This window comes from Flavobacterium sp. 316 (assembly GCF_000967805.1).
Lineage (GTDB): Bacteria > Bacteroidota > Bacteroidia > Flavobacteriales > Flavobacteriaceae > Flavobacterium > Flavobacterium sediminilitoris.
This window is the reverse complement of record NZ_JYGZ01000003.1, coordinates 361159-383172: the sequence shown is the minus strand read 5'-3', so window position 1 is coordinate 383172 and position 22014 is coordinate 361159. Positions and strand designations below refer to the sequence as shown.

At 27.6% G+C, this 22014-nt stretch carries 21 protein-coding genes and 1 pseudogene; 14 read left to right on the top strand and 8 right to left on the bottom strand.

Annotated features, from left to right (window positions below; all coding sequences use genetic code 11):
- The 14 genes and pseudogenes from SY27_RS18995 to SY27_RS08060 all read left to right on the top strand — a co-directional run.
- Window positions 1-432: pseudogene (locus SY27_RS18995) on the top strand (DUF2345 domain-containing protein); the annotation flags it as partial.
- Window positions 433-441: 9 nt separating this feature from the next.
- Window positions 442-615 (top strand): hypothetical protein, encoded by a 174-nt coding sequence (locus tag SY27_RS18850; RefSeq protein WP_161794137.1) that lies wholly within the window; start codon window positions 442-444, stop codon window positions 613-615.
- A 67-nt stretch (window positions 616-682) separates the two neighbouring features.
- Window positions 683-1630, top strand: a complete 948-nt coding sequence (locus tag SY27_RS08115) for a DUF2931 family protein (RefSeq protein ID WP_045969023.1) — start codon at window positions 683-685, stop codon at window positions 1628-1630.
- 33 nt (window positions 1631-1663) lie between these two features.
- Entirely contained in the window at window positions 1664-3013 is a 1350-nt protein-coding gene (locus tag SY27_RS08110; protein ID WP_045969021.1) for a phospholipase effector Tle1 domain-containing protein, read from the top strand.
- Window positions 3014-3030: 17 nt separating this feature from the next.
- A complete protein-coding gene (locus SY27_RS08105; RefSeq protein WP_045969019.1) occupies window positions 3031-4086 on the top strand; it encodes a hypothetical protein in 1056 nt (351 codons plus the stop codon).
- Between the two features lie 77 nt (window positions 4087-4163).
- Entirely contained in the window at window positions 4164-4658 is a 495-nt protein-coding gene (locus SY27_RS08100) for a DUF4280 domain-containing protein (RefSeq protein WP_045969017.1), read from the top strand.
- A gap of 3 nt (window positions 4659-4661) precedes the next feature.
- Complete coding sequence (locus SY27_RS08095; RefSeq protein WP_045969015.1) at window positions 4662-6911, top strand: hypothetical protein; 2250 nt, start codon at window positions 4662-4664, stop codon at window positions 6909-6911.
- Between the two features lie 92 nt (window positions 6912-7003).
- Window positions 7004-7651, top strand: a complete 648-nt coding sequence (locus tag SY27_RS08090; protein ID WP_161794136.1) for a hypothetical protein — start codon at window positions 7004-7006, stop codon at window positions 7649-7651.
- On the top strand, window positions 7644-8423 hold the full coding sequence (locus tag SY27_RS08085; RefSeq protein WP_045969011.1) for a hypothetical protein: 780 nt from the start codon (window positions 7644-7646) through the stop codon (window positions 8421-8423). The genes SY27_RS08090 and SY27_RS08085 overlap by 8 nt, the downstream gene beginning before the upstream one ends.
- 158 nt (window positions 8424-8581) lie before the next feature.
- A complete protein-coding gene (locus SY27_RS08080) occupies window positions 8582-9697 on the top strand; it encodes a hypothetical protein (RefSeq protein ID WP_161794135.1) in 1116 nt (371 codons plus the stop codon).
- 26 nt (window positions 9698-9723) lie between these two features.
- Window positions 9724-10413, top strand: coding sequence for a hypothetical protein (locus SY27_RS08075; protein WP_152640734.1), 690 nt, complete (start codon window positions 9724-9726; stop codon window positions 10411-10413).
- The gene (locus SY27_RS08070; protein WP_045969004.1) at window positions 10406-11176 is read left to right on the top strand and encodes a hypothetical protein; all 771 of its coding nucleotides are present in this window, start codon (window positions 10406-10408) and stop codon (window positions 11174-11176) included. The genes SY27_RS08075 and SY27_RS08070 overlap by 8 nt, the downstream gene beginning before the upstream one ends.
- Window positions 11177-11192: 16 nt before the next feature.
- Entirely contained in the window at window positions 11193-11975 is a 783-nt protein-coding gene (locus tag SY27_RS08065; RefSeq protein ID WP_045969002.1) for a hypothetical protein, read from the top strand.
- Between the two features lie 221 nt (window positions 11976-12196).
- The gene (locus SY27_RS08060) at window positions 12197-12979 is read left to right on the top strand and encodes a hypothetical protein (RefSeq protein ID WP_045969000.1); all 783 of its coding nucleotides are present in this window, start codon (window positions 12197-12199) and stop codon (window positions 12977-12979) included.
- 17 nt (window positions 12980-12996) lie between these two features.
- On the opposite strand, the gene SY27_RS08055 is transcribed toward SY27_RS08060, so the two are convergent.
- The 8 genes from SY27_RS08055 to SY27_RS08020 are packed head-to-tail and all read right to left on the bottom strand — an operon-like array spanning window position 12997 to window position 21871.
- A complete protein-coding gene (locus tag SY27_RS08055; RefSeq protein ID WP_045968998.1) occupies window positions 12997-14850 on the bottom strand; it encodes a type VI secretion system baseplate subunit TssF in 1854 nt (617 codons plus the stop codon).
- Window positions 14851-14861: 11 nt separating this feature from the next.
- Window positions 14862-15293 carry a GPW/gp25 family protein gene (locus SY27_RS08050; RefSeq protein WP_045968996.1) on the bottom strand — a complete coding sequence of 144 codons (432 nt, stop codon included), beginning with the start codon at window positions 15291-15293 and terminating at the stop codon, window positions 14862-14864.
- The gene (locus SY27_RS08045) at window positions 15274-17742 is read right to left on the bottom strand and encodes an AAA family ATPase (protein ID WP_052705217.1); all 2469 of its coding nucleotides are present in this window, start codon (window positions 17740-17742) and stop codon (window positions 15274-15276) included. Before SY27_RS08045 ends, SY27_RS08050 begins: the two co-directional genes overlap by 20 nt.
- Window positions 17743-17757: 15 nt before the next feature.
- Entirely contained in the window at window positions 17758-18270 is a 513-nt protein-coding gene (gene tssO / locus SY27_RS08040) for a type VI secretion system TssO (protein WP_045968992.1), read from the bottom strand.
- A gap of 16 nt (window positions 18271-18286) precedes the next feature.
- Window positions 18287-19480, bottom strand: a complete 1194-nt coding sequence (locus SY27_RS08035) for a hypothetical protein (RefSeq protein WP_045968990.1) — start codon at window positions 19478-19480, stop codon at window positions 18287-18289.
- Window positions 19481-19487: 7 nt separating this feature from the next.
- Complete coding sequence (locus SY27_RS08030; RefSeq protein ID WP_045968988.1) at window positions 19488-20351, bottom strand: TssN family type VI secretion system protein; 864 nt, start codon at window positions 20349-20351, stop codon at window positions 19488-19490.
- Window positions 20352-21278 (bottom strand): hypothetical protein, encoded by a 927-nt coding sequence (locus SY27_RS08025; protein WP_045968986.1) that lies wholly within the window; start codon window positions 21276-21278, stop codon window positions 20352-20354.
- A complete protein-coding gene (locus tag SY27_RS08020) occupies window positions 21275-21871 on the bottom strand; it encodes a C40 family peptidase (protein ID WP_052705215.1) in 597 nt (198 codons plus the stop codon). Before SY27_RS08020 ends, SY27_RS08025 begins: the two co-directional genes overlap by 4 nt.
- Between the last annotated feature and the right edge of the window lie 143 nt (window positions 21872-22014).

Here is a 22014-nt window from a genome sequence, read left to right as displayed (position 1 = left end):
ACTAAGATTATCATGAATGATGCAGAAGGAAGTGTTTTTGTAGAAGACCCAAGTGGTAATACATGGATGATGGATGGTAAAGGTAATATCAGTGTTAATGCTCCTAAGAATTTTAGTATTGCAGCAGGTGACAATATAAGTATTTCTGCAGGGAAAAACATATCGGTTAGCGCAGGAGAAAACATAGATAATTCAGCTAATGAAAATATAACTACTGTTGCAGGAACTGATATTATTCAAAATGCTACAGGGAATATTGTAGAGTCATCAGATAAGCGAACAGAAATTATAGATAAGAACTTTATACGTCAAGCAGATATTTCTAATGAAATTGCGACAGAAGTTTCTATTTATAGTGAAAAAGAAAATATGACTTTACAGAGTGGCAAAACTGTTGAGTTTAATAGTGCAGAAAAGTCTAAATTATTTTAACAAAACACTATGGCAATTCACAAAAAAGCAAAAAATATAGAAATCATAGTTAAGTCTGATTATAATTTGACTGTAGGAGGAAAGTTAGAAAAGATTACCAGTAAATTTAATGTAGAAGCTACAATTGGAAATTTAAATTTAATCTCTAATAAAAAAATAGTTTCAGATGGTAATAAAGGATAATTTCATAAAATTAATATGTATCGTTCTACTTACTAATGCACTAACTATTTCATGTCAAAATATAAAAATGGAACAAAAATTTGATTGGTCAGCAACATTATCTGCACCAGAGGAATACCCCGTTCAAGTCTATAAAGGGGAAATAATAGCAAAAGATTACTCACAATCTTTAAGCGGTTTTGGAGATATCGATTATGGTTGGGGAGAAGAAGGAGGTACTGTTGTTATGGGGCCAGATTTTAAAAATATTCCAGATAGTTTAGAAATTGCTTGGCATTCATTTGTAGATCAAAAAAATTTTGAAGGAAAATGGGCTTTGCCAAAAGAAGAGATAACTAAACTTTTTGAAGAAGGATTTATAGATGATTTTGCAAATAAAAAATTGACATACACGACATTTGTCGTTGGCTTAGCTCCAAATGGGTTAGTTGTTGTTTGGTTGTCTGGTGCGGGTAATCAAATAGAAGTAGCGCATTTTAAAGCACAAGAGGTATTCGTTAACATAGAAAATATTTCAGATCGAAGTAAACCTATTTTTTCAAAGAAATATAATGATATCGTTTTATCTGAATTAAACGAAAAACACAATACTTTCGAAAGAATTAAGCAAAAAGATTACCCAAAAATAGAGGTGTATGAAAAGTACAGAAAAAAGTATTTATGGAAACCATCAATTGTATTACCTCAAGATTGTAAACTAAATAATTTAATGTTTCATTTCTATAATGGTGAAATAAATAATACGATTAAAGAAAACTTAGCTTCATTAGATTATAATGAAAAGGCAGTTTTTAAAAAATGTTATTTTCATTGGATAGACAAAAATCAAAAAAGAAGAGGCGCATGGATTGAAGAATTTAATCAGGAAGAACTTTATGATGCTTATGAAGCATTAGGGGAAGAAGCTCAAATAGATCTGATTATAAAAATTATTGAACCAAATGCAGTTGTTATTCTTTTGAAAAATAATGATAAAGAGATAGAGATAAAAAAATATAAAAAAACAATTGAATAGTTTTTTTGATACAAACAATTAAAGTAAAAGCATATGTCTATAAATGTAAGTTTTAGTAACTATTCACCACCAGAACCATCTAAAGAGGCTATTAGCTTAAAAATCGGAATTTTTTTTGATGGAACACTTAATAATAAGAATAATACAGAAGAAAGAAAAAATAATTCAGAAGATTTTAAAAAGAATGGAACTAGTAAAAAACAAGATACAAGTTATTACAATGACTGGTCAAATGTAGCTAGATTATGGGAGTTTTTAGATGATCCTAATAAGATTTATATTGAAGGAATAGGAACTGATGACAAAGAAGAAGATTCCACTATGGGATTTGCTTTTGGAACAGGAGCTACTGGAATTAGAGGAAAAGTGAAAAAAGGTTGTGAAAAAATTGTAGAAAAGGTAAAAAAAGAGAAGAATAAAGTAAATGCTCCAAAAATAAACACCTTAACTTTTGATGTTTATGGTTTTAGTAGAGGTGCTGCTGCTGCTAGAAATTTTGTACATGAAATAAGTAAAGCAAAATATAAAGCAAGAAAAAGAATAGTAGGCTCACGTGGTGGTGGATCTGTTCAAAAATTAAATGATGATGGAGAGGTAACAAATAGAGATGATTTTCCTAGAAGAGGACATTTAGGACTTAAATTAGAAGAAGCTGGAATTGAAGTGGATGTTGTACGAGTTCGTTTTTTAGGGATTTATGATACTGTTTCGTCATATTCTAAGAATTTCTCAATTTCTCCAGATTTTGATGATGTAGATGAATTAGGATTAAACAATATTGGTTCAGCAAGTACAGTTGTTCATTATGTTGCAGAAAATGAACACAGAGAGAATTTTTCATTAACAAATACACATGTTGGTGTTCAAAAAACATTTCCAGGTGTACATTCTGATATTGGAGGAAGTTATAATGATGGAGAAGAAATAATTGAAGAAATTGAAACTTCATGGGGTTCAAGAAATAATCTTAATCCTTTAATAGAACGTTTAATAGATGAAGGTTGGTATAAAAGAAAACAACTCGAAATTACTGGAGGAAATATCTATTGGGCACTTAAAGGAACAAGAGACTTAAAGAAAACATATAGTTACATTCCTTTACATTTTATGGGAGAAAGTAGTAAAAATAAAGAAGTTAATATCAAGACTGATAAACTAGAAAGTTTCTATGATATATCAGAAAGTGAATTGCTTAAAAGAGTAAAAGAAAAGTTGAGAAGCTATGTCTTTGGAAGCGGGAAACAGTATTTATTAGATGATTCTCTTACTCCTCAAGAAAAAACAGATTTGTTACAACTAAGAAATGAATATCTTCACTGGTCAGCAAGAAGAGAAGGTATTGGTATGGATCCTAATAGTAATAGAAAAAGAGTCTATTATTAAAAAATAACATGAAATAATTGAAACCAAAATATAAAAAGTATAAAATAAAAAAAGGAGATACATTACAAAGTATTTCGAAAATATTAGAAAAATCAGAACACGAAGTTAAAAGCTTTCATAATGTATTTTGTGATAATGATAGTTATATAGGAAATCAATTTCCTAGTAATTTAGAAGAACTATATATCTATCCAGAATATAATGAAAAGCAATTGTCTTTAATTCCAAAAGTAACTTTTGAAGGAGCATACAAATTAGGATTAAAACCATCGCAAATAAAAAGCAATTATGGAGTTATGTATACAATAACTTCAGGAGAAGAAACAAATACAGTTAAGTTTGAAACAAGTGTAATCTTTAAAGAACGAACAGCGAAAAACACATATATATATGAAATTGATCGAGTATCAGAAACCTATATAAATGATGAAGAAGCAACAAACTTAGCCGATGAATTAGCAGAAAAAACAAGTAAAGTATTATATCCATTAAAAATAGAAGTAGACAATGAAGGAAAATGGATAGAAATTAATAATTACAATGAAATATATAACAGATGGGAAAAAACAAAAGAAAAAATCCTGTCAGAATATGAAGGAGAATGGGTAGAAAAATACCTAAAAGAGAATCAAGAAACTATTGAAAGTGAAGGGAGATTGCAAACTGCACTATCAAAAGATTGGTTCTTAAATAGTTATTTTGCATCAATATATGTTTATTACACACATAAATATCAATTTGAAGTAATAAAACCATTTCCAATATTAGTAAATTGTAATTCAGTTAATTATAAAGTAAAACAAAAAATAAATGAATATTTAGACGAACATAATTTAATCAAAATTGAACAAAATGGGAATCTAGAAGATGAAAGATCAAAAACAGATTTACAAAATGAAATGAATATACCTTATTATGCAACATTATATCCTAATCAAGATATTGCAGAAGGCACATTTAGATCACTCTATTTTTTAAATGGAAAATCAAATTTGATAGAATCATTATTTTTAGAATGTTCAATAAACTTAGATATAGAAAAAAAAATACAAGTAGTTGTATCTCTTTTATAAAGCAATAGTGTGATATAAAAATTGCCTAAATATTTAGAGTTTTGTATATTTAATATTCAAAAAACAAACAAACAAACATGAGCGAAAAACATATTGTGGTGCAAGGAGCCGAATGTCAATGTAAATTCAGCGTAGAACCTAAAATAGATAAACTAAAAGTTCTATCTCAAACCAAGGACTATGCGAATGACAAAGATGCTTCAAAAAAACTTATTGCAACCGATAAAGAAATTGGTCAAACACTAGAAAAAAATACTTTTGGGAAATGTAAACTCCAACCCACACCTAGTGATTATTTACCATGTCAAGCCGTAATTACAAAATGGAGCGGTTTCTATGAAAAAGTAACTATGTCTAATCAAGGTAAAATTCTATTAGAAGATAGCAAAGCCACTTGCCCAATAGGAGGACCAGATTGTATTTCTATTACAAAACATGGACAAAAAGCTGAAGGATCTTCACAAAATGCTAAAAATGCAAATGAAGATGTGCAAAGTCAATTAAACCCCATGGTCGACATTAAAAAAATGGATGAAAAAAAACCCGAAAACCCTAATTTAATAATGCACTAGATTATGAAAGGTATTCAAAAAATTAAATGGTCAGGAAAAGGGAAAATAGAAGCGTCAAAATCTAAACCTAATGTTTCTTTATGTATAGTGGGAAAAAGCGATGCTGGTTTTGTAGTTGATAAATGGTTTAGTGGAACAACCGAAGAAGATAAGAAGAAAAATGTTACGTGGATTTTACAAGACAATAAACGTAAAGAAATAAGAAGAATTCAAAAAAGTGCTAAAGAGGAATTTACATTAAACATTCCTAATGCATTATGTGGACCTTATAATTATTATCTTGAAGCTAGTTTTTCTGGTAAAATAGATACTAAAAACAATGTAGGATTACATGTAAACGGATATTGTACACCAAAAATCCTTTCGAGTAAATGGTCTACTTCAAATGACGGAGCAGATGTTCGTAAACAACAATTCAAATACGGACATTTAGTATATTTAGGGTTAGTAACAGAAGGATTAAATGGGGAAAAAAGTCTTGTTGTAGAAATATATAAAACTATTCAAGGCGGAAATGGAACAAAAGACGATAAGTTAGTCGCAACTATTACAAGTGTTGATGTAATTGATGGAGAAATTAATTTAAAAATAGGAAACACAGCAAACTGGTTTGTTCATGCAAAAAAAGATGTTGAAGAGTTTTATATTAAAATTAAAAATACACGAGGTAATTACATATCAGATGGGAAAAGTGACATTCATGCTCGCTTTTTAAGAATGAAAAAAGATCAAGTGACTAAAGCAGTTGAACCATCTACAAATAATACTCCTTTAAAAGTAGGAGAAACAACAATGAATTTTTCTACACCTATTTCATGTAAATACAATAAAATTGTAATAAATGATAAGGATAGTAATAATGGTAAAATTACTGCTGTTTTATATGATGAGTTAAATTCAGATTTAACAAAAGAATATCAAACTTTAGCTTCCAGTGAAGAAGGAAAAACATTTATAGATATTAATTTTGAAAAATTAAAAAATGACAAATGTTATACAAAACCCGAACATAAAAAAGAAGTTGATTTATATATTAACGATGTTAAACAGAAAACAGAAATAATTAATGATGGTAGATTTAATCTACCAATAAAAGCTTATGCTAATAAGACTTTATTAAGAACTAATCCTGGGTTATTTTTTGTAACTCCAGATCCTATAAATAAATATATACTTATTGCAAAAACATGTGGACAACCTAATAATCCAATACAGATTAGTGTTTATCCTAAAGTTGAAAGAGAAGTAGCTTTTGTATTATCATTGTTTAAAACTTTTAATGCTGAAATAAATCAAAAATATTCTAATCGAGAAAAATTAACGGACTATAATCAAAAGCAAAGTATGCAGTTAATAAGAAATGAGGTAGAAATTTTATATCAGACAAAAGGAGGTTTAGGATATGGCTTGTCAGCTAAAGTGAAAGTTGATAATGTTGAGTCTTCAATCGAGCTTGGAGTTACTAAAAATCAAATTAAAAAATTAATTGGTTTTTATCATACTGTACAAGAAGTTTTGTCGGTTTTTGATGGAAAAGGAAGAGAAGAACAATCAATTGCATATAGTGCTAAAAAATTACCTAAAGTAACTTTTGACATTGAACCTCCAAATATTGCACTTGCTGTTAGAATTACTAATAAAAAAATAGCTAAATCTAATGAGCTTGTTAGGCAGTTTACAGGTGGATTAGCTTTAAAGCCAATAACAAAAATTAAAATTGGTGTTGATTTGCTTTCGCTACTTCAGTATATGGGAATTGGAGGAAAAATAGCAAATTGGATTAAAAAAGAATTAGAAGAGCATTATAATTTTACAATATACATAATTTTTGAAGTTTCATTAGAAGCGAAAAGTGAATTATCTCTTACGTACAATAAAATAGAAGGTTTTGCACCAGGGACAAGAAAATTACAAATTGAAGCTGCTATTGGAATAAAAGGAGGTGTAAAAAGCACTGAATTTGTTACTGTACTTGTACCCGAAGCCGATGGTAAATTACAAGAAGCAAAAGTGGAAAAATTTAAAGGAGAAGCATCAGGAGTGTCATCAATTTTATATAGTTACGAGGTAAAATCTGATAACAAAGGGCAATACAGTCAACATAAAATGGAATTTACAGGTGTCAAAGCCACAATTGTTGTTTATGCTATTCGAAAAGGAATGAAATATAATGAGACTATTCGAAAAGACTTTACTGTAATTAAAAAGCCTGACAAGCCGTGGTATGAATCAGATAAAGAATATGTTGTATGAAGAAAATAAATCCAATTGTTTTTTTTAATTTATTGATCTCTCTATTTATTGTATTAGGAGTTTTTTTAATTTATTTTTTTATTAAAATTAAGATGAATTATATAGGTGTCATAATCGTAAGTGCAATTATCTTAATATTGGCATTTATTATTTATACAATTAATTTTGGTATTCCGACCTCAGATAAAATAATCAATAAAATTGAATCTAATAAAGAAAGTTTAAGTTATTCAAAAGAATATTTTATAATAAATATTCCAATATTAGAGAAGAAGTTAAAAATTAATTGGGAATCAATTGAAGCAATTTTTTTATTAAACAAACCACCTTTAGATGGTGAATATCATAATTTTGAATATATAATTATAATGAATAAAGATCCTGAAATCATGATGTATAATAATCAAAAATGGTATAACAGGTATAATCTATTAAGTGTTTTTCCTAAATCTAATAAAAAAAAATTGCCTTGTGTTAAAATAAATGATTATAGCAATAAAAACTTTAATACTTTTAAAGATGCTATAGATAAATATTTGGTAAAGACTAAAGATTATTTAAACCTAAAGTTTGGCAATGAGACAAAGGAAGTAATATCAGGAAATATTAAAATTGTTACACTGAAAAGTCCAATAAAAACATTTGGTTTTTATAAAGTTTTTGATTTAGGAAATGATTTAAAAGATGAAAAATTAATTGAATATAGAAATGAAGTTAAAATAAAAAACGAAAATGACTAGACCATTATATAATTTAGAAATTAAAGCTTTTCATTGTTCAGTTGAACTATGGTTAAATGATATAATTGTATTCAGCCATTTTGAAGAAAAGGGTAGTATTTGGGTTGATTGGCCAATAAATCAATATATATTAGAAAAAGGAATTCAAAGTTATGAAATTAGAATAATTCCTTATAAAAATCAAACTGCTTTAACTGAAAACGTAGAGGTTGAATTTGGAATTCATGCTATTGAGGCCATTACGGAAAATGAAAGGTTAGAAATTGTGGAAAAAAAAGCTATTAACATAGAAAATAAGACTAAGTTACCTATATATATTCATAAAGGGGCTTTTTTTGCAGAGACACCTTATGTTTTAGAAGGATGGAAGAATTCTGTAGATTTATCAAAAGAAGTTGAAAAAAATATATATAAAGAATTAATAGAATGGAATTTGAAATTATTAGAGATTTATAAAACTTCAGATTTAGTTCAGTATAATAAGATATATAAAGAAAGAGAAAGTGAATTTGATAAATCTAATTATATTTTATCAGAACCAAATACTATGGATGTTTTTCATTCAAAATTTAAAGATTTAATAGCAGTACCAAATGATTTATATAAATTAGTTTTTTTTGCTAATAGTAAATTGGTTAGCTTACAATTACCATATGAATTACCAGGATTTACTTATAAGCCGAAAGTTGAAAATAAAGAAAGCCTTGGTATAAGTTTAATAATATATTTTCATAGAAAGGAAAAAGGCTTTCCTTTAGAAGTTATAAGGTAATATTTCTTTATATTTGAATCTGACAACGGTTACATATAAACAAATTGTAGGTAACTAAATGATGACCTCTAAAAAAATATTTTCATATGATATCCTAAAAATCACTACACTTGCTTCTCACTTTAGGGGATTCAGTTACTTTTCCTATGCAATCTAAATTGGAAAAATTTCATCCACTACCATTTGATTATATTTGGCCAGAAAGTAATAATCCAAATGTGTATCCCGTTTTTTTAAATTCATGTGCTTATTTCTCAAACCTAAATCAAGCAGCGTTATTTGTTACAGTTTATCCAGATATTAAGTGGACATTAGAGTTTAAATGGAATCATAAACAATCATTTGCTTATACTTATGGTAATAAGATGCATCCTTATAATATAAAAACGGGTAGAAAGAAGGCGATAGGAGCTATAATGGATGCGGAATTAGCTCGTGAATTTGGCGAAATGGATCAGTCTTTTGAATTATCTTTAGAGGCTGAATGGGATAAAAAGTCAAGAAAATTAGAGATTGGAACTGAATTTGGTGAAAAAATCGCAAAAACTTTAAATGCTTTTGTCAAATTAAAAATAATTGCTGACTCAATAACAAATTCTCCAGTGAATGGAGGAAAAGTTAGCTTTGAGGTGAAAGCTCCAGTTATAGCTGTTTCTATTCAATGGTTTTTAGAAAAAATAGATGAGGATATAAATAAGATAGGAACAAATATAAAATTAGGAATAGAGACTAAGCCTTTGATTGAGGCGGATTTTAAGATAGATTTATGGCAAATTGTTACAGAGTTTGGAGCAAATGCAGTTTGTCCAGGAGCAGGTAAAGTGATTAATTTTATTTCAAAACACTTAGAAGGTAATATAGGAATTAAATTTGACGTTGTATTTAATGGAAGTATTAATGTGAGTGGAGAAATTAGTGGAAATACTTTAGTTCCCAAAAATACAAAAGGAAAAATTGGAATTGATGGAAAAATACAAGTTACATTAGAACTTAAAGCTTGGGCAAAAGCAGAATATGGAATTGCAGGATTTGACGGGTCTGCAAAAGCAAATGCTAATACATATTTAAGTGCCGGTGTTAAAGCAGAAATAGCAAAAGATGGTGTTGTGGGTTATCCAGAATTAGAATTTGGTGGAATTGTAGCCAAATATGTAGTTATAGCTTCAATTAAATTTGGAGTTTTTAAAGAAACATTTGAAGATAATGGCGAATATGTTATTGTCAAAAAATGCCCTGTTGAATTTAAAAAAGCTTACTTATTAGGCCCTTATTAGTTGATTTTATGAAAAATTTGTTTTTAATGATTTTACTTGTTATGATGAGTTGCCAAGAAGGTGATAAATTTGATTTGTCTAAAATAGATGATAAAACAGAAGTTAGCAAAACTTTAAATAGCTTGAATATTTCGGATGTTCAAACTCAAAATGGATATTGGGAATTAGTAAAAAAAGGAGAGAAAGTAGAAGCAGTACTTCAAGATAATGGAAATATATCTACAGTTTATTCTTTAAAAGACGAGCAAGATCAGAAATTATTTAATTTCGATAATTTTAATATTGAAAAAAATACTGGTGGTAAAATAGTAGAAAATAGTAACAAAATAGTATTTGTAAATATAGTATTAGAAAATATAGAAACATTTAATGTGTTAAAGAAACTAAAAGAGAAATTAGGTAATCCAGATCAGATTATTAATGATAGCGTTTTTTATAATGAAGAAGACGATAAAGTAAAATTGGTTTTAAAAAACTATGAAAAAAACGATATAAAGATAAAGAAAGACGAATTTGAAGACGAGTATTTAATTTATCCATTACATTATGTTTGGAACATAAACGGTTATATATATAAATACACATTGTTTATTAATGAAGCGTCATTTAGTAATGATTTAGTAATCATATCAAATAAAGCCTTTAATGAAAAACTAATTTTTGGTTATCATAACCCAAAAGAAGATTCTATATTTAAAAAATATTATAATGAATAATTTTAAAAGCCCATTATATTTAGTTAGTTTTAAATCTGCTATATGTAATTATGAAATTTATATAAATAACTTACCCGCTTATATTCACAAGGAAGGTGGGTCTGTTTCTTCTCAAATACCTATTAATCATTGGATATTAGAGAGCGGTGAACAAGAAATTAAAATAAGAGTTTTACCTTTAAAAGGAGAAATAGCTTTTAGAGAAGATTCTTTTGTTGAAATCAGAGTCTTTTCTTATGATTCATCCACAACTAATTATGAAGATACTGTTGAATCTTTTAATTTCAGCGTAGAAAGTTTATATGATTTAAAAATTCCAGTTGTTGAAAAAAGAGATTTTTTCATTGCAGAAGTACCATTTATATTAAAAAAATGGAATGATTTTGATGAAATTAAGGAAAAAAAAGGAGAAATAATTTCATTTTATAAAGCAATGTATGAATTGTTTAAGGAAAAAGACATTCAAAAGATTTATAACCTTTTAAAGTTTAGATTTGATCAAATTGATGAAGCTACTTATTCAAAAGAATCAGACAATCTTGAAGGACTTTCAAAAATGTTATTTCGTTTGAAAGAAGGTGATTTTGAATTAATAGATTTCCCAATTGAACCTATGTTAACCGTATATGATAATAAAAAAGTCTGTAATTTGACAAGAGAAAATAGCGAACCAATATTACTATTTAAAAACAAAAATAACAATGAGTTTTCTTTCCCTTTATTAGTAGGCTTTGAAAAATCAAAACCTATTGTTGTTAGGTAATTAAAGTATATTTATTATGATAACCCCTTTTGGTTATGTTGCTATTGGAGTTTTTTTAATTGCTATTTTTCTAACAATAAAAACAGTAAAAAGAGTCAAAGATACTGGTTGCCTTGCTTATGGCTACAACTTCTTGCTAATTTTTAGTGTGATTTCTATTTTTTTTAGCACTTCATATACAACACTACAGTCTTTAAATGTTTATATTACAGGGACAAGTTATATAGGAAAAATAGTAGATTATAAATCCTATGAAAAAGAATATAAAGATAAGAATGATGATTATAGAATAAAAACATCAACTTTATACATACCAATCATTGAGTTTTTAGATGAGAATAATCAAAAGATACAATTAGAATCAAGTGCACATAGTGGTGATATTCCAAAAATCGGAGAAACCATTACAATTTCACATAATGTAGGTGAAAATTTTGTTCTAGAGCATAGTTTGACAACTTTTCTTTTGTTGATAGCAGGTTTTGCATTTGCAGTTGTTTTTGGGTTTCTAACAATTGGAATAATAAAATATGCTTTTGGTTATTCTATGGATAGTTATAAGCAACAATTTGTAAAAGGCTTTTTTATTGGGATTAAAATATGTTTATTGTTATTTACAATAGCTTTTATTTTACCTATTTATAATTATTTAATAGGAAAGTCAAATATGCCATTATGGGCTTTTGCTATCTGTGTTATTTCTTTTATTGGGTTAACTATAGTTTGCTATCTTTTCTTTATTAAGAATGGAAGAAATTTAACTATTAGTGATAAAAGGAAAAGCAAATCTGTTCAATAAATCATTCTTGGGAGTCTATAGTCTTATTTTTGGTGATGTATATGAATAGAATGATTAAAAATGTTAAATAAAGTATTTTGAAAATAGTTAATTTATTTTGTTAAAAAAGTAGAAATTAACCATATTTTTTTTATGTATTTGTAGATGAAATTGTTATATTTGAAAGAACAAACAAAGTGAAATTTTGAGTTTCAATAATAACAATTTATTTAAAGATAGATATGGTTTTTGAAATAATAGAAGAAACAAACATTTTAATGAATGGTTTTCAAAAAAAACTGAAAACTAGGTTTAACATAGATTTTTCATTACATAATAAAACGGAAGACGAACGTATTTATATTATCAATAAAGAAAGGATAAATACAATACCAGTTCAAGATAATGCGTTTTTAAAAATACTTGAAGAATTTGAGACACTCAATTATCCTATAAAAATAAAAACAGATTACAAAGGTCATTTTATGGAAATATATGATCATGAAAACTGGACAATAGAATGGGATAAAAAAGCAGATGAACTAATAGAAGAATTAGGAGATTTAGAGAATGCAAAAGAAATTAAAGCAAATTATTTTGAAATAATCAAAGATCAAGAATTATTTACTAAAAATAAGTTCAAAGAAGCATATTGGAACTTGTTCTTTTTTAATCCACCAATAGATAATGTAAATGTATCCGATATTGGAACAACTTTAGACTGGAATATTAAAGCAATCGGTTCAATTCCATGTGTTGGAAGAACAGCAATATTAAATCCTGGATCCAAAGTAACCATTATAGCTTTTGATTCTACTCAAAGAGTAACACCAAATATTATTGAAGTTTTAAAGCCAAAAATTAAAACAGATGTAAGATGGGATGAACAAAGAGTAAAACTACACACAGAATTACATTTTGATACCATTGAGAAAAAAGTAAAAAAGAAAACTGCTTATTTTAATTTCTCTATTAAAGATGTTGTTTCCTATACAGAGGAAATTATAATTAATTTGAAAAACTAAAATAAAGCAGAAATAAATTAAACATATACAATTCTAAAAGGTACAATGTTTAAGGCTCTTCTTTCAATCATTAATTTTAAGTCTTCACTTAAAAAGCTCCATTCTTCTTCGGTGTAATGTTCTTTCTCGGTACGAGTTAAACAAATATCGATAGTAGGAGTGTAGCCAATATTACTATCTAAGCCAGTTTGGATGCCATTTTTTACTTCAATATTATCAATAGCATCACCATAATGGTTTTTACATAAAATAATAATATCTTGTCTTGTAACTACTCGTTGGTTTGAGATAAGATTTTCTCTATATGCATATATTTTTTCAGAATTTGTTAACTCATTTCTACCACCTTGTGTTGTAGAAAGAAGTGTAATAGAATCCTTTTCAAAGTCTGCTCCTTTGAAAACATTAAACTTGCTAAAAGTGCTTATTTTATTTGTCTCTTCACCGTTTGTTGTCCAATATTTAATAAATAATGTTCCTTTTTCTTTTGTTTTCTTTGTATTTAAAACCAAATACGGATTGTTAAGGTTTTGCATGCCTATTTTAGACATTTTAGACTTAAAACGAGCAATAATCTGATTGATTTCTTTTAAATTATTATCAGTAAAATCTTGACCTAATCTTGAAAAAGCAGCAGCTTCATCACGAATCAAATCAATTAAATAATTAATTTCTTCTGCTGCATTTCGCTCATCAAAACGAGCAACTCCTCCAAAACGTAGGTAAGCATAGTTTTCATCTTCTGGCTCTACATTATTAGAAATAACATCAAATTCTTTGTTTCGGTCATTTAATACTGAAAATAACTCAAGAAAGTAATCATTATTTAACTTTAAAGGATAAATGTCTAACAACTCTTTTATATTACCTTGTGTTTCATTTAGTTTTTTGTTAATTACTGGAAAGCAATTGTTTGAACAAAATATATTAGATAATATTTCAGGACCTATAACATTTGGAAATTCTAGGCGTATCCAGATTAGTTCAGGATCAATTTTTATTTTTTCAAGATCTTTTTCTGAAAATAAAGTTTCAAATTCTTTTGGAAAATTGTAGCTATCTTCATCAATAGTAATAGTATCTTTTATTGTGATGAAATTTTTTCGATAAAAATCATTCGTATGCTCCTCTATTTTTTGAATGTGATAGATGTCATGCTGTTTTAAATCATAAACAGTGTTTTTATGTTCCTCCGCTTCATTATAACCTTGAACAGGTGTTAAGAGAGAATCATTAATAAACCACTTAGCTCTAGGTAAAAAATGGAAAAACTTAGTACGTTCTTCAATATTTTTAAGGTAAAAATAAAGCATTAAATCTTTTATAGTTCCTTCTCCTTCATGTTTTAATGCAATCCAAATAGTTCCGTGAGGTGTTTTCTTTTTAAAATCTTTACCTGAAATTATTTCCTTAAATTGATCTTTTATAATTTGATTTACCCCATTAGGTAACACTACGTAAGAAATTTTATTCCTGTTTAATTTTACAGGAATTGTAGGTCCAAAATGATAATTTTTTATAATACTCTCAACAGGATTATACGGATTAACAATTTTCTTTTGATAAAAAAATTGATGATGATTATGAAGCGTTGTTTCGCTTTCTACAGGATAAGCTCTTAAAATCCCTCTAGAAGGAGTCGCTTTTGCAGATGCTGTAGGAGTTAAAATATCAACCAATCTTTCGGTCATTCTTCTTCTACTCGAAAATATTTCATTTGATATTTTTTCAAGCTCTTTTGCACATACATCAAAAAGAAGGTTAACTATTGGATCAAATACATTTTCAAGTTCAACATCATTGTACCCCCATTTTTTGGCAGCACGTTTTAACATTCTATCTTTAATCTGATCTTTTGATAATTGGTTCATTTAGTTGAATTTTATTTAAATGAAAATGGAGCTAAATAATAAGAACTTTTGTAGTAATATGGTTGATTTGTTTGTTTTATAACGCCATATACAACTATGTCTAGCCTTTTCTTTACTCTGATTTTTGTTTCGTAACTTAATGTGTTTTCGTTTACTCCAAGCGTAACTTCAGTAACAATTAATCTTTTCTCATATTTGCTTACTTTCTCATGAACAGATTCCTTGATTAAATCTTTTAACCTATTTGGATTTGCTAATAAATTGAAGTCAGTTTCCCAAATAATGGTGCCAAACTCCTCGTCATATTTATATTCTCCAAAAATAGTAGAGATAACTACAGAAATAAACTGCGCTAAAGACTCTTCAATAGTTACTTTTGTTGCATCGTCACCATTGCTAAGTTTTTTATAATCGAAAGGTATTTTATAGTAAAGATCCTTCATTAGTTATAGTAAAATTTATTTCTTCATCACTATTTAATGCTACTGTAACGGTATTTCCTTTCACCACTTCGTTTGCAATAATCATTCTAGAAAGAGGTCTTTTTAGCTTGTTTCTTATAGTTCCTTTAATTGGTCTTGCTCCATATTCTGGGCTAAAACCTAATAATGCAATCTTTTCCTTGTCTTCTTCTGTTATTTCTAGAGTTATATCTAACTTTTCTAATAGTTGTAGTAACTCTTTTTTAAGATGAATATCAAATATTTTGGCAACGCTTTTCACGTTGATAGGAGCAAAAGGAATTATTTCTGTTAAACGACCTAAAAACTCAGGTCTGAAATATCCAGTCATTAATTGTATTAAATCATTCGATTTTGGAATCACTTCTTTTTCAAATGATTTTACAATATAATCCGATCCTATATTTGAAGTAAATAAAACAACTGAATTTGAGAAATCACCTTCTTTTCCTAATCTATCGTGTAGTTTTCCTTCATCTAAAATTTGCAAGAAAACATCAAAAACAGATTTGTGCGCTTTCTCAATTTCATCAAACAAAACTATTGAATATGGTTTTTGTCTAATTTTATTTACTAATAAACCACCTTCTTCATAACCTACATATCCTGGAGGAGCTCCATATAATAAAGCGGCTGAATGCTCTTCTTTAAATTCAGACATGTCAAGTCTAATAATAGCATTTTCATCACCGAAAAGAAAATCAGCAAGTGATTTCGCTAACTCTGTTTTACCTGTTCCTGTTGGTCCAAGGAAGAAAAAAGATCCAATTGGCTGACCTGGTTTTGTTAAACCAGAGCGAGATTCCATTATAGCATCAGCGACTACTTTTACAGCATGATCTTGACCAATTACTCGTTGCTTTAATGTTTTTTCAATATCTAATAATCGTTCTCTCTCATCTGATTTTACTTTTCCAGCAGGAATTCCTGTTATATCGGAAACAACAATTGATAGATGAGAGCCAAGAACTGTGTTTTCTTGTTCTTCTAGTTTTACTAAATCTTTTAGTAAGTTATTAATAAAAGAGATTTTTTCTTCACTGTCTTCAATAGTTTTGAAAATGGTGTTGCTCTGATCGGTTTCATTTAATAATTTACCTGTTTTTTGTAATATATCAGTTAGTAACCACTGTGTTTTTTCTTCTTTTTCTTCAACTTCTGTTATTTCGCTTAGAGTAGCTAGTTGATTTTTTAATTCTGGAATCTCTTTCTTGATTGTTTCTTTAGCAACTTTCAAAGAAGACATCGTTCTATCTATTAAATCTAAAGCAGAATCAGGTAAAGATTTTTCTTTTAAATAGCGTTTAGCTAATCGAATTGCTTCTTTTTGATTTTCATCATCAATATTAAAATTATGATGATCTTGATAAGAGTGAATAATACTAGAAATCATTCTAAAAGCTAAATCTTCATTTGGCTCACTAATTTCTAATGTTTCAAATCGTCTTGATAAAGCATCGTCTTTTGCAAGTGTTTTTCTGAATTTTTCCTGAGTAGTTGCTCCAATAAAAGTAATTACCCCTTTAGATAATTCAGATTTTACAATACTTGCTATTCCAGAACCTTGGTTTGAATCAAAAATTTCGTGAATATCATCAATAAATAATATTGGTTTTTCAAAGTCTTTTAATTCATTAAATATTTTTTGAAGGCGATCTTCTACTTCACCTTTATATGATGCACCAGCAAATAGAGAGCCTATGTTTATTTCATAAATACTGGCATTGTCAAATGCATTTAAAATTGTTTTTGATGCTATTTTTTTGCAAAAGCCATCAATAAGAGCTGTTTTTCCTACACCAGGTTCACCTGTAATAATTACATGTGGTTTTAATTTACGGTTAAGAATCTCAGTTATAGTTTTTAACTCTTCATCTCTTCCTATTATTGCATGACTATCTTTTTTTGTAATCGTTTTTAATCTGTCAACACAATATTTAGAAATAGCATTAGTGCTACTTTTTTGTGTTGAAGATGTTGTTCCTGGTAAATTAATTTCAGCAGTTTTGATTGTTGCTCCAGATTGGTATAAATCAATAATGCTTGATGAACTAATTGGTAAAGATTTTAATTGATCATGTGAAAAACCTACGCCAGGTGTTAATAACGCACTTAAAAGGCAAACAAAATCGGAATTTATTCCTGTTTTTCTTTCAATGTTTTCTGCTTCATCTAGGACAATTGTAGCACTAGAATCTGCTTCAGGAGAATCGGAAGGTTTGTTTGCTTTTGGATATTCACTTATTCTTATATCAGCCCATTCGTCTAGATAAAAAACATCTACACCTTTAGAGTCTAATTCTTTTAAAAAATCAAATTGTTGATTTAAAATTGCTTTCAATAAATGCGCAGCAAAATATCTTGGGTTGAAATTTTCTTTTGCATATTGTTTAGCAACATGTATTATTTGAGAAATTACTTCTGTTGACATTTGATGAGATTTTATTTATTTACTTCTACTAACGATTTCACACATTTCTAATTTTCGTGCTAAATCTTTGTTTTCTTCTTCTAAATCTTTTAAATCATCAGTTAAGTCGTCAATCTCTTTTTTAGAATCATTTATAAGAAATAATTTTTTCTTTGTATTTACGTATGATTTTATTGTAAGAATTACGTTTTCATATAGTTTTGGGTTTACTATTGAATCATTCGGGATTTTTTCTTTTAAATCAACCAATTCATAATTGATAGATTGTTCAATAAATTGGAAACTTTCAGGTGATACATCTAATGAATCTACGAGTTTTCCTATATCCTCAATTCTTTCAGAAAACATTCTGTTAAACGTGAATTGAGTATTCATTTTATCATTTTCATTTTTTAACACGTCATTTTCTTTAAGAGGTAATTTGAAATTAAAGAAAATGGCAGCAATTAAAACGCCAGTTGTTATAAAAAACATTAATAAGAATAACATAAACGCATTGAAACGTTCTTTTTTATTTAAAATATCCATAATATCATATAATTTATTAGTCTGCTAAGAATGTTGGTGAAGAAGGTGCTTCTCTGTCATCATCACTATCACTGCCAAATAAGCCACTTGTTTTTCGATCGTTTTTAAGAATATTTTCGTTAACAAATATTCCTGCATCACGTTTTTTACCTATATAGTCTAATTGATTCAGTATAGAAAAAAGTTGATCTAACTTAGTCATGAAGTCTTTCGCTTGTTCAATAATAGGATCAATATCGTATGCTTTGTATTTAACATTAATAGTGTCTGTAAACAACCTTTCATAATCTCCACTAGTTATATCTGTCCATTCTGAAAAATAGTTGAATAGCATTTCTTTTCCATCTCCAGAAAAATAATCAAAGCTGTTTTTTATAGTTCTACTTAATGTGATAACATTGTCTAATAACTCAATAGGTTTTAGATTATAATTTATCCATTTGTTTTTACTTATTTGAAGCTCTACAAAGCGTAAGGCTTTATCACAAACATCAAAAACCATATTTGCAATTAAGTTTTCATCTTCATTATTTGTTCTGAATTTTATCTTTCTATTTATTTGAATTGCATAAAATTCAAGTTGTTTGAAGAATAAATCATAGTTTTCAAACAAACTGATTAGACTAGGATGGTTGTTTAAAGTTAAACTAGGAGGAATATAATTTGTGATTATTTCATAGCCACCATCTGTAGATGCTTTAAACTTTGCAATTGGAAATTGTAATGCACCTATATTATTATGGTTTACTTCACTTTCTGCTACACTTGTTAAGTGATATTTAGATAATGCATGAGGAAATCTTGGAGGAACTTCTTCCATGTTTTGCTCGCCTGAAGGAACCCTTGTATATGGATCTACATTTAATAATAAGAAATAATTATTTTCCTTATTGTCAAGATCTTTTAATTCTATTTTTTCTGAAAATTCACCTGTAAAATCTGTGATTTCAATTCGTCCACCAGCAGGAGTTATTGCTTTTAACATTTTAATATTAACACTTAATTCATTATGAGTGTCAATAGAAATGGAATAATTAAAAGGTCTGCTTAAAGGTGTTGATAGTAACCCATAATTAAGCTCATTAACTTCTAGGTTTCTTGCGTCTCTAATTAAATCTTCTACGTTGTCTTGTAATTCAATGAAATGTTTTTTATTGATTTTCATTCCATCAATCCAATTCACTGGGAAATGTTTGATATTTTCTGCCATAATTTGTTTATATACGTTGACAAATGATTGTTGCTCCGTCTTTTATATTGTTTGTATCTATTGCTAATTCTGGGTCAATATATTCTGATGAACTAAACCATTTTGGTTTAGTGTAGAAATACCATCCATAAGGTTGGTTTTTTTCATCCACGAAATTAATTTGACTATTAGGGTTCTTTTCATTATAGTCATTTATAAAATAATAGAATAATCTACCAAAATCAATTGCTCTTGGAGCTTTAACCTTAAAATTTATGATTTGATTATCATTAGCTCTTTTTTGAAAAACTAAATTTAGAATAATGATGTTTCTCATTTCAGATATTTTAGGTGAAGGATATTTATCGTTTAAAGGATAAAACCAACGTTTGTGTAATTTTACAGGAATTGATATTGCATATTCGAATAATTTGTAACACAAAGTAGGTAGTATAAAGAATAGTAGTGTGCTTACTATGAAAAAAATGTAGTCACCATCATTGAAATATTTCGAAATAACAACCATAAATGCAGCAATAAATACTGTTGTGTTTATGGAAATTAGTACATCACCTATGAATTTTTTAACTTCAAATTTTTTAAAGTAATCATGGAATACTTTTAAATGTACTATTCCTGCGATACTCATATATACCTGAAAAGAAATGAATCTTTGGTTAAGTGTTGTGTCTTTTAGATTGTAAAGTATAACAGAAAAAATCACAAACACCAAAACTTGTAAAAGAACATATAAAAAGTATTTCTTTTTGCTTTGTCTGAATTTTGGGATTTTCGATCCAATTAATATCATTAAAATTAAACCGAATGATATTATTAGCAATAAATATAATAATTCTGCACCTCCGTTTACGTAATTTAAGTACTTTCTCATTTATAATATAGTTGATATTCCTAGTCTTGATTTATATTGTTTGTCGTCCATTAAGAAAAGTTGATCTTCTTTGTTTAAAATTAAATCAAAATCATATTGAACATGAAAGGGTAAAAATAAATTAAAAAAGTTATTTAAAAAAGAATCCATAACTTCATTTTTAAAGTAATGGTTTAAATTTTCAGAATTTTTTAATGGTCCAATAGTGAAACTATACTTTTTTAAATAGATTTCTTCATTGCTTTCGAGTGTTGTGTTAATTCCCATGATAAAATCATTCGATTCTTCAATATTATCAATAAGACTTTCTAATTGTATGTTCTTAGTTTTATAGGTTACCTTTTCTTCAAGAATTTGTTCCAAAGTATTTACAATTCCATCAATATTTTGATTAGAATTGTCTTTTTGTTGTAAAATAGCATAAAACATTTTTACAACTAAATCATCTGGAATATTTTGTTTGAATACTAATATTGTTTTTATAATATCAACAATTCCATTTGCACTTAAATTAGAAAAAAAATGAGATTCATTTTTTTCTATTGAATGTCTAAATCTGAAAAGCTCATTTTCGATAGGATTAAAAAAGTGTCTAGCTTCTTTCTCTTCTCTTTTTCTGGCTTTAAATTCTTCGACAGGATTGTTCCCTTTATTTGAATTTCTGAAATTATGAGATATACTTTCAGGTAAAACATCATAAAATCCATCTCTACTAATGTCAATATTTAGAATTTCTTTATCGATTAAATCATAAGAAATTGACATTTTGTCTTTACTGAATTTTCGATAAAATAAACCATTTGATCTTAATACGATATTAAGATCATCAACATTATTCTCTAACAATGATTCTAGAAGTAATTCTGCTCTTAGATCAAAAGGGGTTAGTTTTTTCTGGTTGTCTATAAAAGTTTGTTCTTCTGTCATTTTTCGTCTGGAGTTTTTAATCTGCCTGATACTACATAAAATTTTTTCCAGTAATTGCTCTTTAAATCAGAAATAGAAGCTCCTCCTGATAGATTGGCATTAAAAAACTTATTGTTTTTCAAGTAAACTCCAACATGAGTAATGATTCTTTCATCTGTTATTCTAAAGAATACTAAATCACCTTCTTTTAAATGTTTTGTAGACTTAAATAAATGGAATTTTTCATCTAAGCCCATTTCTTCAGCTGTTCTTGGGAGTGAACAGTTGTAGACTTTTTTGAATAAGCGTTGCATTAGCGCAGAACAATCAATTCCAGCTTTTGTTTCGCCACCATATATGTATTTGGTTCCTTCCCATTCTTTTACAAATGAATAAAGTTTCCCATCTAATATTTCATCTTTATTAACGCCTAATTTGTTGGCAAAGTATACTTTATCTTCTTCTGGAAGAGGTTCGTATACAATGTAATTATTCTTGTTTTCTGTGGGTTCATTGTATATGTTATCATCATTATAAGATGAAGAGTTTTTCTTTGAACCACAATTAATTAATAAAGATGAAAAAAAAAGTAAAGCAATTAGTCTCATTTTCATTGTTTGTATTGTTGTTTGTATTTTAGTTTAAAACTAACTACAATAGTATGGGTTTTTATTAAAAAAAACAAGGATTTCGTTATAAATATATTCTGAATAAAAGAATGCTAAGATGATAATTTTAAATAATTAAAAAACTAATA